This window comes from Lacibacter sp. H375 (assembly GCF_037892425.1).
Lineage (GTDB): Bacteria > Bacteroidota > Bacteroidia > Chitinophagales > Chitinophagaceae > Lacibacter.
On sequence record NZ_JBBKTT010000002.1, the window covers coordinates 90,186 to 106,623 of the forward strand.

Below are 16,438 nucleotides of genomic sequence, written 5' to 3' on the forward strand. Positions count from 1 at the left end.
AAGGAAGCAGATTGTTCAGCAACAGATTAATTGTTCAGACTTTTATCAGAGAAAAAGGATCTCATAATCCATATCAGCAAACTGGCTGAACATGGCGCTTACACCGCAGTATTTCTCTTTTGAAAGCAGTACAGCCTTTTTAACTTTATCCTGGTCTTCTTCTTTTACCTTAATAATATAGGTGATCTTAACGTCAGTATAGGTCTTGGGAGATTCATCGCTCAGGTCGGCTTCAATATCCATGCTGAAATCGCTGAATTCAACCCGCATTTTATTGAGTATACCTACCACATCAATCCCGGTACAGCCGGCAAGTGAAGAGAGCATGAGTTTTTTGGGGCGGGGGCCCATGTTCGTGCCCCCATCGTTTTCAGGAGTATCTATTATAATGGTGTGATTATCGACCTGGCTGTTGAAACGCATACCGCCTTCAAATCGGGTCACTACTTTATGATCTGCCATGAATTTCTGGTTTTAAGCCTGCAAACCTATGCAAATATGCCCGAGTTTTACACAAGTTGGCCTGGGAGCCAAATCCTTCAAAGAAAAAACAGATTTTATTTCAATTTTTTAGCTGAATTCTCCTACCTTTGCCGTCCAAAAAATTTGTATCATGGCTAGAGTTTGTCAGCTTACAGGAAAGGTGCCGGTTGGTGGAAACAAGGTGTCGCACTCAAATATTAAGACAAAGCGTCGTTTTTTGCCTAACCTGCAAACAAAGCGTTTCTTCCTGGCTGAAGAAGATAAGTGGGTAACACTTAAAGTTTCTACTGAAGCTATCCGTACAATCAACAAAAGAGGATTGTACAATGTAGTGAAGGAATTAAGAGCAAGAGGAGAACATATTTAATAAGCATATTTAAATTGAGCTAAAATGGCAAAGAAAGGTAATCGTGTTCAGGTGATCCTCGAATGTACAGAGCACAAGACTTCAGGTCAGGCTGGTACAAGTCGTTATATCACCACCAAGAATAAAAAGAACACACCGGAGCGTCTGGAGTTGAAAAAATTCAACCCAATTCTGAAAAAAGTAACGACGCACAAAGAAATCAAATAATGTGCTTGGTGCACATTTGAATTATTCAAACTGACCCACTGGGTTAAAAATTAAGAAGTCATGGCAAAAGCAGCTTCAAAGAACGCAAAGATTAAAGACGCCAAAGCAGCGGCAGAATCTAAAAACTGGACGAAAGTAATCAGGGCCGTACGCAGTCCTAAATCTGGTGCATATACCTTTAAGGAGCAAATTGTGCACAAGGATAAGGTGAAGGATTACCTGGCTCAAAAATAACTTATACCTGATCAGTATATTACAAAGCTGTTCCAAGTTCTTAAACATGGAGCGGCTTTGTTGTTTTTATACTCTTCATGGTTCATTGTAATATTGTAATGTAAAACATAAACGATGGGATTTTTTGGAAAGCTATTCGGAAAGAAAGAAAAGGAAAGCCTGGACCAGGGACTTGAAAAAACCAAGGAAGGATTTCTCGGCAAAATTGCAAGAGCGGTGGCAGGAAAAAGTACTGTTGATGCAGAAGTACTCGATAACCTGGAGGAAGCATTAGTGAGCGCCGACGTGGGTATTGAAACAACTGTTGAGATCATTGAACGTATTGAAGCACGTGTTGCAAAAGATAAATACATAAATACATCAGAACTTAATTCAATACTTCAGCAGGAGATTGAAAACATATTGGTTGATGCTCCTGCTGATACCACTTACTCAAACTTTGATTTGCCTGCAGGCAAAAGACCATTTGTATTGATGGTGGTTGGTGTGAATGGTGTTGGTAAAACAACAACCATTGGCAAACTAGCTCATCATTTTTCACAAGCCGGTAAGAAAGTTATGCTTGGTGCAGCTGATACTTTTCGTGCAGCAGCTGTTGATCAGCTAACAATCTGGAGTGAACGTGCAGGTGTGCCTATTGTAAAACGGGAGATGGGTAGCGATCCTGCATCCGTTGCGTTTGATGCTGTAAGCAGCGCTGTTGCAAAAGATATTGATGTGTTGATTATTGATACGGCAGGTCGTTTACATACCAAAACTCACCTGATGGAAGAATTAAGTAAGATCAAAAGAGTAATACAAAAAGTAATTCCTGATGCACCACATGATGTTCTATTGGTGCTCGATGGATCAACCGGGCAGAACGCCATTGAGCAGGCAAAGCATTTTACAGCTGCAACAGATGTAACCGGTTTGGTGATCACCAAGCTTGATGGTACGGCTAAAGGTGGAGTTGTATTGGCAATTGCTCACCAGTTCAAAATACCGGTTAAGTTTATTGGTGTGGGTGAGAGAGTAGAAGATCTGCTGGTATTCGATAAACATGAGTTTGCCGATAGTCTTTTCAATCTAAACAAGTAGAACGTACAAACATTCTGGAAAAATAAAAACCTCCTGTAATCAGGAGGTTTCTTTTTTGATTCGTTAGAATCTTATTTTTTCTTAGCAGCTTTTTTAGCAGCTTTCTTTTTAGGAGCAGCTTTTTTAGCAGCTTTCTTTTTAGGAGCGGCTTTTTTCGCAGCTTTTTTAGGAGCAGCTTTTTTAGCGGCTTTCTTTTTTGTTGCCATTTTTTTTAGAATTTAATAGTTAGTAAAAAAACTTAACAGGGTAAAAATAAAAAAATTTTTTATTTAAAAAAATTTTTTTAAGCACCTGCCTCAACCGGGGCAACAGAAACGAAAGTCTTATTGTTCTTACCTTTTTTAAATTCTACAACACCATCAGCTATTGCAAAGATGGTAAAGTCTTTACCTACACCAACGTTTTTACCTGGATGATACACGGTTCCACGCTGACGAATAATGATGTTACCAGCAGCAGCAGGTTGACCACCATAGATCTTTACACCAAGGCGTTTGCTTTGTGAATCACGACCATTCTTTACACTACCTTCACCCTTTTTATGTGCCATTTTATAAGAATTTGAAAATTTTAGAATTTATAAATCCGAAGTCCAACTTCAAATTTTACGCAATACCAGTTACTTTGATGTGTGTATAAAGCGTACGGTGACCTTTCTTCTTACGGAAACCTTTACGACGTTTCATTTTAAAAGCGATCACTGTTTTGCCTTTTCTTTCAGCAACGATCTCTGCTTTCACTTTCACTTTCGCATCAGCACCAACACTGATCTTTCCATCTGTATCAACATATAATACATCAGAAAACTCAACTTGATCACCAGCGTTACCTTCAATGTGAGGAACGTACAGGCTCTGACCTTCTGATACTTTAAATTGCTGACCGGCTATTTTAACTACTGCAAACATAACTTTCCAATATTAGGGCTGCAAAGGTAGGGATAAAATTGCTTTGAAAACAAGTTTCAACCTAAAAAATTTGCTCTGATTTTAACGGGATGCTTTGAGCTGGTAAAGCTACATTTGTGTGCTCAAACTGGGTTTCGGAATGAAAATTAAATCAGTGCTTGCTAAGCCGTTTGCAGGCTATATCTATAAATCGATCCAAAAAAATAAGCTTACGGCACTTGCCGATCAGGACCAGATCCTGAAACAACTCCTCAAAACAGGCAAGGATACCGAGTACGGCAAAGAGTTGGGTTTAGCGAAAGTAAATGGCTACGATGAATATAAGCAGGCGGTTCCCATCAGGGATTATGAGCAGATCCGGCCATGGATCGACAAGATCATCGAAGGCAAGCATAATGTTCTATGGAAAGGAATGCCCATGTACTTTGCTAAAACCTCGGGCACAACAAGCGGGGTGAAATACATCCCCATCACCAAAGAATCGGTTGGAAATCATTTCGGTACGGCAAGAAACTCAGCCCTTTGTTATGCAGCTGAAACCGGAAACACCCGTTTTTTTGATGGAAAACTCATTTTCTTGTCTGGCTCCCCCGAGCTTGAAAGGGTAGGAAATATTCCAACCGGCCGATTGAGTGGCATTTCAAATCATCTCATCCCGAAATACCTACGCACCAACCAGCTTCCCTCTTACGAGACAAATTGTATTGAAGATTGGGAAACCAAGCTTGGAAAGATCGTGGATGAGACTATTAACCAGAATATGACCCTCATCAGCGGTATTCCACCTTGGATGCAGATGTATTTTGATGAACTGATCAATCGGACAGGCAAAAAAGTAGGGGAAATCTTCCCGAATTTCAATGTCATGATCCAGGGCGGGGTGAATTTTGAACCTTATAAAGCCAAGCTTTTTGAAAGTATTGGCCGCAAAGTAGATACGATTGAAGTATTCCCTGCCAGCGAAGGTTTTTTCGCCTTCCAGGATTCGCAGGAAGCTGAAGGGTTGTTATTAAATACCAACGATGGTATTTTTTATGAGTTTGTGCCTGCTGCTGAAATTCACAAAGATAATCCAACCCGCTTATCTCTTCATGATGTGAAAGTGGGTGAAAACTATGCCCTCATCATTAATAGCAATGCCGGGCTTTGGTCTTATAATCTTGGTGATACCGTGAAATTTGTTTCCACCAATCCTTACAGACTGGTTGTTACTGGCCGTATTAAACATTTTATTTCTGCTTTTGGCGAACATGTGATTGGCGAAGAAGTGGAGCAAAGCTTAATGAAAGCAGCAACAGAAGAAAACATTCATATTACCGAGTTTACAGTCGCACCCATGATCCAGCAGGGAGAGGGAAAGAGTTACCATGAATGGTTTATTGAGTTTGAACATCAACCACATAACCTTGAACAGTTTGCGGCAAGGCTCAACGATAATCTCCGTGATAAGAATATTTATTACGATGATCTGATTGTTGGAAATATTTTGCAACCTTTAAAGATCACGCCCGTTAAAAAGAATGGATTTATCGATTACATGAAAAGTATCGGTAAATTGGGCGGACAAAATAAAGTACCACGTCTCAGCAACGATCGTAAGATCGCTGATGGGTTAATGAAGTGGGTAGAAAACTAAAACGACCCAAGCCGGATATTATGTAACTGTTTTTCCAATAGGTTTGCAGCTACCATTCCACTCCCAGATTATGCAGGAACAACAAAAGAAACGCATCGCAATATTTGGTTCAACCGGTTCCATTGGAACGCAGGCCCTTGATGTAATTGAAGCAAATCCCGAATTATTTGAAGTAGAAATTCTCACTGCACATACCAATGATGAACTCCTGGTAAAACAAGCCCTGCAGTTTAATCCAAATGCAGTAGTGATTGTTGATGAAAAGAAATATGAGAAAGTTAAACAGGCATTAGCTTCAACCGATGTAAAAGTTTTTACCGGCGAACAATCATTGGAAGAAGCTGCAGCATTTGATACCTATGATATGATGCTGGCTGCAATTGTTGGTTTTGCAGGATTAAAACCTACACTGAGAGCAATCGAAAATAAAAAAGCAATTGCGCTTGCCAATAAAGAAACATTGGTAGTGGCAGGTGATATTGTGATGCAGAAAGCAGTTGAAAACCGTGTGCCCATCATACCTGTTGATAGTGAGCACTCAGCTATTTTTCAATGTTTGGTTGGTGAGCATCGCAATAAAATTGATAAGGTCATACTCACTGCAAGTGGTGGTCCCTTCCGTGGCCGTAAACCAAACTTTTTGCTCAATGTAAAACGTGATCATGCATTGCAACATCCCAACTGGAGCATGGGTGCAAAGATCACTATCGATTCTGCAACATTGATGAACAAAGGCCTGGAAATGATCGAAGCGAAATGGTTGTTCAATCTTGCACCAGAGCAAATTCAGGTTGTTATTCATCCGCAAAGTATTATTCATAGTATGGTGCAGTTTGAAGATGGCAGCATTAAAGCACAAATGGGTTTGCCCGATATGAAGTTGCCTATTCAGTATGCTATGTCATTTCCACAGCGTCTTGCTAATAATTTTCCACGTTACGATTTTAAAAAGATCAATACACTTTCGTTTGAAGAACCCGATCTTAAAACATTCCGTAACCTTGCGTTGGCTATTGATGCATTGCAAAAAGGCGGAAACCTTCCGTGTATCATGAATGCAGCCAATGAAATTGCCGTATGGGCTTTTCTCAAAAACAGAGTAGGGTTTTTAGATATGACAGACATCATTGAAAAAACAATGAATCATGTTCCGTTTATTGCTAAGCCAACACTTGATCAATATTTTGAAAGTGATGCCGAAGCCCGCAACTATACCGCTTCACTTATTCAACTCTAACATTCACAAAAAATTCTCAGTAACCTTCCTTTTTTCAGCGATATTTGCTGATTCCATATCAAAAAGTGAAAAACAAGGACTAATTTATTAACTATGTTGTTAGCAATTAACTGGGCCGAATTCGGAATTAAAGCAGCACAATTATTATTGTCTCTTTCTATTCTTATTGTGTTTCATGAATTCGGTCATTACATCACTGCCCGTTGGTTTAAGTGTCGTGTTGAAAAATTCTATCTCTTCTTCGATCCCTGGTTCTCGTTGTTCAAAAAGAAAATTGGCGAAACCGAATACGGTATCGGCTGGTTGCCATTAGGCGGCTATGTAAAAATTTCAGGAATGATCGATGAGAGCATGGATAAAGAAGCCATGAAACTTCCTGCACAGGATTGGGAATTCAGAAGTAAACCGGCCTGGCAACGTTTGATCATTATGATTGGCGGTGTAACGGTGAATGTGTTGCTTGCTTTTATCATTTACGCAATGATCTTATTTGTGTGGGGCGAAGACAGAATACCAATGAACAGTATGAGAGATGGTATCTGGACACAGGATAAATTAATGAGTGAAATTGGTTTGCGCAATGGTGATAAAATTCTCCAGGTGAATGGCAAATCAATTGACTATCTCGAAAATCTGAATCTGAAAGTACTTACCGGTTCCGGTGGAACAATTTTAGTTGAGAGAAATGGTAAACAACAGGAAGTAAATATTCCTGTTCGTCTTGTAGGCAAACTGGTTGAAAGTAAAAGAAGAAGAGGATTATTAGCATACCGCATACCATCTGTTGTTGGTGCATACGATCCAAAAGATACTGCCTTCGGCAAACAGGCAGGTTTGCAGGAGTACGACAGAATTATTGCAGTAGATGGGAAGCTGGTTTCCTTTTACGATGAAATGCCTCCTCTTTTTCAACAAAAGAAGAGTGCAACGGCCCAAATGACTGTTGTACGTAAGAACGATACATTACAGCTTACAACAAAAGTTGATAAAGAAGGCCGTGCAGGTATTCCTTATTTATCACATCAGCAATATGCTGATATGGGTGTGATCAAAATTGAACATCACAGTTATGGGTTCTTCGAATCGTTCCCTGCAGGTGTAAGTAAAACATTCCGCAAGCTGGGTGATTATATTGATCAGTTTAAATTGATTCTTAATCCTGATACTGAAGCATACAAAGGCATTGGCGGGTTTAAATCAATGGGGTCAATCTTTCCTGCTGTTTGGGATTGGGAAAGTTTTTGGAGCATTACTGCACTGTTCAGCATTATTCTTGCATTCATGAACCTGTTGCCAATTCCCGCATTGGATGGTGGACACGTTTTGTTTACTTTGATTGAGATGATCACCGGACGTAAACCAAATGAGAAGTTTTTAGAATATGCACAAATCGTTGGTATGGTGATCCTGTTTGGATTGTTGATCTATGCAAACGGAAACGATCTGTTTGGCTGGAATAAATAGAATTGATAATTATTTATGTGATAATTAAAAATGAGAAAGCGTTGTTGCTTTCTCATTTTTTTTGCAGGCAATTTAGAATTACAGGAAATACAATTTAATCAGGTTCGTACATCATCCATCATACATCAAACATTCTCCTTATAACTCGATGCCTATTTTCTTCATTAAGATAGAGGCATTCATGCTTTGGCAGATGCCTCTTTTTAATTTATAGTCGAAGTATAATTCATCAGCATTTACCTGCACATCGAAATGATAATTATGAATACCGGCAGGAAATTCATGTGCAAGATTTGCCAGCTCCAGATCATGCGTTGCTAAAATGCCCATTGCTTTGTGATGCAGTAATTGTTTGATCAATGCTTTTGAACCCGTGTGTCTGTCGTTTGAATTGGTACCACGTAAAATCTCATCGAGCAAAATAAATACAGCTTCGTTGTTGTTCACTGCATCAATAATCTGCTTCAGTTTTTTCAGCTCAGCATAAAACGTGGAAGTGCTTTCTTCAAGATTATCTTTAATTCGCATGCTGCTCATTACTTTCAACGGAGTTACGGTTAATTGCTTTGCACAAACAGGCGCACCCATTGCAGCTAATACCATATTTACACCCACACTTCGCAGGAATGTACTCTTGCCGGCCATGTTTGAACCTGTGATGAGATTGATCTGTTCTTTGCCGATCGTTGAAAAATCATTCAATACATTCTTTTGCTCATCAATTAACGGATGGCCTAATTGTTCAGCAATAAAAGTTGGATCATCTGTTTTTAATTGCGGGAAAGTCCAGTGCGGATGATTGAATGCAAGTATTGCAATGCTGTTCAGTGCCTCCAGTTCAGCTAATGAATGAAACCAATGATTGATCTGCTGATTATTTTTTTGCTTCCACTTCTCAAGTTGAAGTACCTGTTGCAGATCCCACAGCAGAAAAATATTCAGTGGAATAAATACAACAGGATTTAAACGATAATCGAACCGGTTAAAAATGTTCTTCAGTTGCAGTATCTGTTGTGACGCTTTGTTTGAACCGGAATGAAATTGATGTTTCAGTTCAACCAGCAATGGGTCTTTAAATTCTGCCTGCTCAATACAGGCAATGCTGTTCGAAAGCACCTCCATCTGTTCGGTGATCTTATTCAACTTGCGATAGAGTGGAACAATCAAACGTGTGATGGCAAAAGCAGTGATAGTGAAGACAAGCAACGATTGAAGAAATCGCTGATAAGTAATTATATCATATAGAAAAGAGATCAATGCGCCTGTTGCAGCAACTGGTAAAATATAACGAACAATCTGCCATATTTTTTTATCGATGAACTGGTTGTCTTCTTTTAACCATTCTTCCATTTTTTTTTCGGTTGCAACAGTAATGGTAGAAGAAGAGCCATGCGCCTGCAGCTCCTGCCTCCAGTTAATTTGTTGCATTAATTCCTGCGCAGCTTTTTGCCGTGCCTGGATTACTTCAGGTGTTGCAGGAGCAAGCAACCAATCTGCAAGCAATCGATTGCCTTGTTGAGAGTGTGTTCTGTTGATGTATTGATAAAGAGATGCCCTACCGAAAATATCAAGATCACCTGCGTAAGGATGTTCATCTTTATAAAATTCACTGCCATCTTTTTGATGTGTGTACTTGTGTTGCAGGTAAAGTAATTCCTGTTCGTTTATAGCGATCAAGCGTTCATGGTGACTGATGGCGTCTTTGTTTGCAAGATCTTTTCGCACGGCTAATAAAAAGATCGCCAACCCGATGAAAAAAATAACTGCTGAAACAAAAATACCATAAGATGAAAGCAGCCAGATGAGTAATGCAGTTATTGCTAAAAGGCCAAATCTTGTCCACCCAAGGAGCTGTTTACGTTTCAGTAAATGATTGAGTTTGATGTTTAGGTCGTTGATCCGTTGCCTGTAGGATGATTCCGCTTTGATCGTTTCTGCCATGCTGTAAAACTAAGAAAGAATGCTGCATGGTTTTTCTTTGGCGTTTGTCAACAGAAATAAATGTATTTTTGCTGTCCGAAAATACTTTGTACTTCCAACTTCGTATTTCAACATGGGGCTGCCTGGTTTTGACAGCATAGATCTTTGAAGGTGTAAGCATGCAGTGCGTTGGATAATTAGCACTTTAATCTGAATATTCAAAAACTCAAATGGCAATACACAGTATGCCATGGCCGCTTAATCAGTGATTAAGTAGTCATTAGGGCCGCCGAACAGGTTGATCTGTTACCAGGTTCCGCCGCCGACTCAAACACAAAACAGGTTGCTGTAGCAGAAGGCTGTGACTGTTGCAAAAGACTATTCAGCTAAGTATTGCGTTGGTAAGTTCATGTCCTGCGCAGTGCCGACAAACAATCATGAAATAAGCATGTAGAAAGCTTTCGGCGAATATGTTTGGACAGCGGTTCGAATCCGCTCAGCTCCACGCCACACCTTAACGGACAATCCTTCAAAAATCGGATTGTCCGTTCAATTGCATTTATCAGTTTTCGAACAATTATATTTCAGCCGATAATAAATTATTGAGATTGGATATTCGCTAAACCTTCTGAGTAGATGTTCCCGGTCTGGAGATCTTTTAAAGCAAATCCGTTAATAACCCCAATTCCTCCAAACGTAATTCGCATGCCATAGAATTTCTTTAGTGGAAAGCGGTAAGTTGTTTCATGAACTATTTTGTCATTGATAGAAAGTGTTGCTTTCTTATTAACAACTTTCAATTTTATTCTGCCACCTGCAGTGAGGTCTACGCCAAGAAAACTCAGGTCTTCTCTTTCGCCTTCATGATGAATTTCAGAAAAATTTAATAATGACCAGCTTACACAACCTGGTTTAATGAACCTGGCGAAGTGGCTAGATTGTTCACCATAAACTGTTATGTCTGCCTGCGAACAACGTATTCCCGGGCGGGGAAGAGAAGTGCTTAACCAAAGATTCAACTCAAAATTATCAGCATCAACCGGTAACGGTTTTGTGTTTACGAAATGTACAAAAAAGGCTTTGCTTGTGTCAACACCTGCAGCGCTTACTTCCTCTGCCATTACTTCAAGCTTTCCGGTTTTGGTATAGCGATTAATATTAACAGGATAAACTTTTGCAGTGTCGAATTGAATTTGTGCGGTAGCTGTCCATCCATTTGTTTTGAGATAAACCGATACAGAGTCAACAGGTATACCATCATATTTCAAAAGTGCATAGTACCGACCAGGTATTTCGTAAAAATGTGAAATAGTTAAACCTTCATCTATTTCTTTCTCCCGTCGACCGTCACCAAAATCAATCGTAAAATTGTCTTTATCTCCTTTAAAACTATTTGCAAGTTTTATGGTAAATGTAGTTGAGTGAGGTGCTTCACCTTCCGGCTTACTACAAAGCAAGTCGACATCAGCAGAAGTAACGCTTTGGACTGATTTGTTTTTTTGCAAAACCCAAAATATAATTACAGCGATCAGTAACAGCGCAATTATAATGTAGATATTCCTTCTTTGTTTAGAAACCGGGTTTGCTGAAATATTTTTTGTTGCCTCAGCAACCGGCTCCTCTTCTTTAGTTGCTACAGGTTTAGGGTGTTTTGCTAAAAACGCATCCCAATCGCTATAACCACTGTATTGCACAAGTGCATCACGTGTTGCTTTTTGAGGGTAGTACCTGTCGGTTGTTTTAAGTTTGCCGAAAATGCGCTTCAATGTACTTGGGCTTATCTGCACATTAGTTTGTCTGAAAAGCTGGCCACTTAAACGCAGGTAATCTCCATTGGTCCAGCTCTCAAATGAGGCCTTCCCAATTTTTTCTGCTGCCATACGGCAACAAAGGTCTAAATGATAGAACGATTCCTTGCTTTCATATTGTTCATTTTGCTGTGGCATGGGTATGCAAAGTACTTATTTGCAGTTAGTTAAGTTGTTCAAACTTTTGGTTGGGTATTGCACAGGTCAAAAGTTGGAATACCCTGTACTGCAAATCTAAATTTATATCCTCATTTATTATTTAAGCCTTTCCTGTTAAAGGCTCAAATCCAAAAACGATTGCAAAATGAAACAAAAACTGCTGCTATTCTTTTCCCTCTGCCTTTTACTTACACTACCCGTGCTGGCACAAAACAAAACAATAAAGGGTACTGTAACCGATGCCACCAGCAATCTGCCATTAGCAGGTGTCAGTGTGGTAGCAGAGGGCACCACTGTTGGTACAACAACAAACGAATCAGGTCAATTCACATTACAGGTTGCCACATCTGTAAAAAAATTGACCATAACCTTTGTGAATTACCGAACCACAACTGTGGATATTACAGAAGACAATCTTTCTATCCGCCTTACTGCTGAAGTTAAAGGGATGGATGAAGTAGTAGTAGTAGGTTATGGTACTCAAAAGAAGAAAGATCTCACTGGCTCTGTATCAACCATTGGTGCAAAAGATGTTGGCGGCCGTCAAACCGTTCAGGTGTCTGAAGCATTGCAGGGAAGTATTTCAGGTGTTTCTGTTACACGCAGCAGCGGCGCACCGGGTTCAGGTGCGTCTATCCGTATACGTGGGATTACAACTACCGGTGAAAACAGTCCGTTGATTTTGGTTGATGGAGTTCCTGTAAACAGCATCGATAATGTAAACCCAAATGATGTTGAAAGTATTTCGGTGTTGAAAGATGCAGCTTCTGCAGCAATCTATGGTTCGAGAGGTGCGGCCGGTGTAGTACTGGTAACCACCAAGCGTGCAAAGAATGGTCAGTCAAGTCTTGAATATAATTATGAGTATGCTGTACAAACGCCAACATCATTACCATCTTTTGTTGGTGTACAGGATTACATGCGCTATTTTAATGAGCAGTCGGTTAACGATGGAGCCTCATCAGGGCCATATCCACAGGCGTTCATTAATTCTTATCTAGACAGTAACAAGGTAAGCCCCGACAGATTTCCAAATACCGATTGGCAACGTGCAACAATGAAGTACAGGTTTGCACCACGTGAGCGGCACGACCTTGTATTTACAATGGGAACCGGTAAACTGAAAACAAAAGCATCGTTGGGTTATCAGAATGCAGGTGCGTTTTATGATAACTTTAATTATAACCGCTACCTCGTGCGTCTCAACAATGATCTGCAGATCAACGATCGCATTTCTGTAAATCTTGATATTGCATATAGACGTACCACAACAAAATCAACAGTTTCAACACCAGGTTTTGGCAGCCCTGTGTATGAAGGAAGAGTACTGCCGCCCATTTATGATGATTACTATTCTGACGGTCGATATGCTCCGGGTAAGGATGGACGTAATCCACTTGCACAGATTTATGAAGGTGGTTTTGGAAAGAGTACACAAAGCCAACTGCTTGGCAGGTTAGCGATTAATGTGAAACCTATTAAAGATCTTACATTAACTGCTTTGATTTCGCCCAGTTTTGATTTTGATAAAAATAAAACCTTTGCAAAACAAATCAGGTTCACAGATATAAATGATCCGTCACGTGTAATTTTCACAAACCTCCGTTCAACTACTTTCTTAAACGAAGGGCGCACAGAAAACCTGATCATGAACGGACAGTTTCTTGCAAACTATCGCAAAGAAATTGGTAAGTATCACAGCATTGAGGCATTGGCAGGTTATGAAGAAAATTATAATTACTTCGAATCGATTTCTGCATCAAGAGATGGCTTTCCGTTAACAACATTTCCCTACCTGAGTGTTGGTTCGCAGGAGTTTCGTGACAACTCAGGTAATGCTTCAGAATCGGCACTGCGTTCTTTTTTTGGAAGAGTGAATTATAGTTTTAATGATCGATATTTTGTTCAGGGTAATATACGTTACGATAAATCTTCACGCTTTGGAAAGAATTATCGTGATGCAATGTTCCCTTCTGTGTCTGCAGGTTGGGTGCTTTCAGAAGAAACATTTTTGAAAGATGTGAAATGGCTTTCATTTCTTAAACTGCGTGCTTCTTACGGCGAAGCAGGTAACGAGCGTATCGGTAATTATCCTTACCAGGCCTCACTTGCTGCAAGCACAGCTTTGTTTTATCAGGGGACTGCAGTTGTGCCACTTACAGGTTATGCACAAACTGATTTTGCCATTGAAGATATCAGTTGGGAAACAACCAGCACTACCGATGTTGGTGTTGACATGACATTACTTAACAGCAGACTTACTGTTACTGCAGATTATTTTGTTCGCAGAACAAGAGATATTCTTCTCATATCTGATATTCCAAACTATGTTGGCTTTAATGATCCATACGATAACCTCGGTACAATAGGTGCAAAAGGTTGGGAGCTTGAAATAGGATGGAGAGATCATTTTGGTAAGCTGAATTATTCTGTAGCTGCAAACCTGTCTGATGCAAAAACAGAAGTAATTACAATCAGTAACCCCGGCTCATTAGGAAGTATTGTAAACCTGAAAGGTTATGAATTTAATTCGTGGTATGGTTACAGATCAGGCGGTATTTTCCAGAATGCAGCAGAAGTAGCAGCAAGCCCGATCTTCCCTAATACAAAGCCGGGTGATATGAAGTATAATGATTTGAATAAAGATGGCAGTATCAGTTCAGATAAAGACAGAGAAGTATTAGGCGGTTCATTGCCAAGATATATTTATGGTGGTAACATCCGTCTCGACTATCAGAATTTTGATTTCGGATTGGTATTTCAGGGAGTAGGTAAAAAACTGAGTTTATTACCAAGTGAATCTATACAACCATTTGCTGAAGCATTTGGTAATATGCCAAGCGCAATGGTAGGACGTTTGTGGAGTGTCAACAATTCTGCAGAACAAAATAAAGCAGCAACATTTCCCCGTTTATCAAGAACATCAAACGGCAACAACTACCTGGTGTCAGATCATTGGCTTGTGAACGGTGCATATTTCAGAGTTAAGAATATTACGCTTGGTTACAACATGAAGCAGGCATTACTGAAGCGTGCTGCTATTCAATCGATCCGCTTTTATGCTGCTGTAAATGATTTGTTCTCTATTCATCATTTCCCGAAATACATTGGTGCTGATCCTGAAGCGGCCAATTTAGGTTACCCGATTGTTACAACAATCATGGGTGGTATAACCGTTAAGTTTTAACCGATTGTTACTGCTAAATAAAACAACAATGAAAAAAATATATTTTGCTTTATTACTATCAACAGCTTTGAGTGCCTGCACCAAGCTTGATCTTAATCCGCTTTCAGAACCATCAACAGGTGGTTTCTATTCAAACCAGACAGAACTCGAACTTGCGGTGAATGATCTTTACCGTGCCGATTTCTGGGCAAACGATAATGAATACTTTAGTGATAATGCATGGCATCGTGCACAGTTAGGCAATACCGTAACCTTTGGTACCATGAATGCCGATGATGCGGTTGCTTTGAGTTTATGGACGAATGCTTACAAAGCAATTGCAAGGGCGAATGCATTTATTGCAAATAAAGATCGTGCAGCAGCCAATACACCTGCTTCTGTTATAACAAGGCTTGAAGCAGAAGTTCGTTTGGTGCGTGCTTACGAATACGGACGTTTAATTACCCATTTTGGTGATGTGCCTTTAATAAAAGAACCTATTGAAATTTCGAAAGCTTATGATGTTACTAGAACAGCGAAGAGTGAGGTGTTGACTTTCATCTTTGCAGATCTTGATTTTGCTATAGCAAATCTTCCTGTATCATTTACAACTTCGCAGGTTAAGCGTTTTTCAAGAGGTTCGGCACTTGCGGTTAAAGCAAGGATTGCGTTGTATGAAGGTAAATGGGATATAGCAAGAGATGCTGCAGCTGCAGTTATGCAGTTGGCAACAGGAGGTACATATACTTTACATGCAAGCTATCGTGATCTGTTTCTGAAAGCAGGTGAAACAAGTAAAGAAATCATCATCAGCATTCCGAGAGATGAAGCGCAAAAAGTATTTAATGCCGGTGGGTTTGTGCAGGACTTTATTTGCCGAAATGCAGGTGGTTTCGGTGCCCAGATTCCAACACGTGAAATTTTTGATTCGTATGAATGCAGAGATGGATTACCTATTGATGAATCGCCTTTATACGATCCGAAGAACCCGTTTGCAAACCGTGATCCACGTCTTACTGCAAACATTGTTGAATTCAATACACAATGGTTAGGTTATTCTTATCAACCACATCCCGATACATTAACTGTATTCAGTTCAAAAGAAAACAGGAGAGTGAGTAACAGAGACACACGTGCTGTTGCTCAGTTTGCAAGCTTTACCGGTTTTTTATGGCGCAAAGGAATTGATCAGACATGGGCCGATCGTTTAAGAGAAGATAATGATGCTATTTTATTCAGGTATGCAGAAATATTATTGACATATGCTGAAGCAAAAATTGAATTGGGCGAAATCGATGCATCTGTTCTCAACGCAATTAATTTGGTACGTGCAAGAGCTTATGGTGTAGCTGTAACAGCAGTTGCATCTTATCCCTCAGTAACAACAGTCAATGCAACTGAATTGAAAAGGATTGTCCGCAGAGAGAGAAGAGTAGAGTTTCCTTTGGAGGGCTTGCGTTATATGGATCTTATCCGCTGGAAGCTTGCAGAAAAAGCATTAACAAAACCGGTGATTGGATTGCCTGATCCTGCAGCACAAAACCGAAGCAAATGGCCTTTCCCCGGCGTTACACCGTTGGATGATGATGGTGTTCCTGATTACTCTGTTTTTGGCACTGATGTAAAAAAACTGGCAGACCGAAACTTCGATAAAAACAGGCAATACTTATGGCCCATCCCAAATGTTGACCGTATACAAAATCCTGGTCTTACACAAAATCCAAACTATCAGTAAGCGCAAGCACTCAAAAATATAATTCAATTAATTT

General features: G+C 39.9%; 15 protein-coding genes and 1 other RNA gene. 10 read left to right on the forward strand and 6 right to left on the reverse strand.

Translation table 11 applies throughout. The features are described from left to right. Positions 1-45: 45 nt before the first annotated feature. Positions 46-462, reverse strand: coding sequence for an OsmC family protein (locus WG954_RS20970; RefSeq protein WP_340439048.1), 417 nt, complete (start codon positions 460-462; stop codon positions 46-48). A gap of 151 nt (positions 463-613) precedes the next feature. Between WG954_RS20970 and rpmB the strand changes: the two genes are divergently transcribed. From rpmB to ftsY, 4 genes are all read left to right on the forward strand, one after another. Further along, positions 614-850: a 50S ribosomal protein L28 gene (gene rpmB / locus WG954_RS20975; RefSeq protein ID WP_182801771.1), complete on the forward strand. Its 237-nt coding sequence runs from the start codon at positions 614-616 to the stop codon at positions 848-850. Between the two features lie 24 nt (positions 851-874). Beyond that, the gene (rpmG, locus tag WG954_RS20980; RefSeq protein WP_182801770.1) at positions 875-1,057 is read left to right on the forward strand and encodes a 50S ribosomal protein L33; all 183 of its coding nucleotides are present in this window, start codon (positions 875-877) and stop codon (positions 1,055-1,057) included. 60 nt (positions 1,058-1,117) lie between these two features. Further along, the gene (locus WG954_RS20985; RefSeq protein WP_129132649.1) at positions 1,118-1,291 is read left to right on the forward strand and encodes a DUF4295 domain-containing protein; all 174 of its coding nucleotides are present in this window, start codon (positions 1,118-1,120) and stop codon (positions 1,289-1,291) included. A gap of 114 nt (positions 1,292-1,405) precedes the next feature. Further along, a complete protein-coding gene (ftsY, locus tag WG954_RS20990) occupies positions 1,406-2,371 on the forward strand; it encodes a signal recognition particle-docking protein FtsY (RefSeq protein ID WP_340439050.1) in 966 nt (321 codons plus the stop codon). 71 nt (positions 2,372-2,442) lie between these two features. Here the strand turns inward: ftsY and WG954_RS20995 are convergent, their stop codons facing one another. From WG954_RS20995 to rplU, 3 genes are all read right to left on the reverse strand, one after another. Next, positions 2,443-2,577: a hypothetical protein gene (locus WG954_RS20995; RefSeq protein ID WP_340439051.1), complete on the reverse strand. Its 135-nt coding sequence runs from the start codon at positions 2,575-2,577 to the stop codon at positions 2,443-2,445. A gap of 77 nt (positions 2,578-2,654) precedes the next feature. Continuing rightward, entirely contained in the window at positions 2,655-2,921 is a 267-nt protein-coding gene (rpmA, locus tag WG954_RS21000) for a 50S ribosomal protein L27 (protein WP_324228328.1), read from the reverse strand. Between the two features lie 55 nt (positions 2,922-2,976). After that, entirely contained in the window at positions 2,977-3,279 is a 303-nt protein-coding gene (gene rplU / locus WG954_RS21005) for a 50S ribosomal protein L21 (RefSeq protein ID WP_182801766.1), read from the reverse strand. A 139-nt stretch (positions 3,280-3,418) separates the two neighbouring features. On the opposite strand from rplU, the gene WG954_RS21010 reads away from it, so the two are divergent. From WG954_RS21010 to rseP, 3 genes are all read left to right on the forward strand, one after another. Beyond that, positions 3,419-4,915 (forward strand): GH3 auxin-responsive promoter family protein, encoded by a 1,497-nt coding sequence (locus tag WG954_RS21010; protein ID WP_340439053.1) that lies wholly within the window; start codon positions 3,419-3,421, stop codon positions 4,913-4,915. A gap of 70 nt (positions 4,916-4,985) precedes the next feature. Next, on the forward strand, positions 4,986-6,152 hold the full coding sequence (locus tag WG954_RS21015) for a 1-deoxy-D-xylulose-5-phosphate reductoisomerase (protein ID WP_340439054.1): 1,167 nt from the start codon (positions 4,986-4,988) through the stop codon (positions 6,150-6,152). A 93-nt stretch (positions 6,153-6,245) separates the two neighbouring features. Further along, a complete protein-coding gene (gene rseP / locus WG954_RS21020) occupies positions 6,246-7,616 on the forward strand; it encodes an RIP metalloprotease RseP (protein WP_340439055.1) in 1,371 nt (456 codons plus the stop codon). A 138-nt stretch (positions 7,617-7,754) separates the two neighbouring features. Here rseP and WG954_RS21025 read toward each other — a convergent pair whose 3' ends face one another. Continuing rightward, positions 7,755-9,557, reverse strand: coding sequence for a MutS-related protein (locus WG954_RS21025; RefSeq protein ID WP_340439056.1), 1,803 nt, complete (start codon positions 9,555-9,557; stop codon positions 7,755-7,757). Between the two features lie 114 nt (positions 9,558-9,671). On the opposite strand from WG954_RS21025, the gene ssrA reads away from it, so the two are divergent. Beyond that, positions 9,672-10,044, forward strand: a transfer-messenger RNA (tmRNA) gene (ssrA, locus tag WG954_RS21030). 91 nt (positions 10,045-10,135) lie between these two features. Here ssrA and WG954_RS21035 read toward each other — a convergent pair. Next, a complete protein-coding gene (locus WG954_RS21035; protein WP_340439057.1) occupies positions 10,136-11,482 on the reverse strand; it encodes a hypothetical protein in 1,347 nt (448 codons plus the stop codon). A gap of 166 nt (positions 11,483-11,648) precedes the next feature. Here WG954_RS21035 and WG954_RS21040 point away from each other — a divergent pair, with 166 nt between their 5' ends. Then, complete coding sequence (locus WG954_RS21040; RefSeq protein ID WP_340439058.1) at positions 11,649-14,690, forward strand: SusC/RagA family TonB-linked outer membrane protein; 3,042 nt, start codon at positions 11,649-11,651, stop codon at positions 14,688-14,690. A 28-nt stretch (positions 14,691-14,718) separates the two neighbouring features. Further along, positions 14,719-16,404, forward strand: a complete 1,686-nt coding sequence (locus WG954_RS21045; RefSeq protein ID WP_340439059.1) for a RagB/SusD family nutrient uptake outer membrane protein — start codon at positions 14,719-14,721, stop codon at positions 16,402-16,404. The last annotated feature ends 34 nt before the right edge of the window (positions 16,405-16,438 follow it).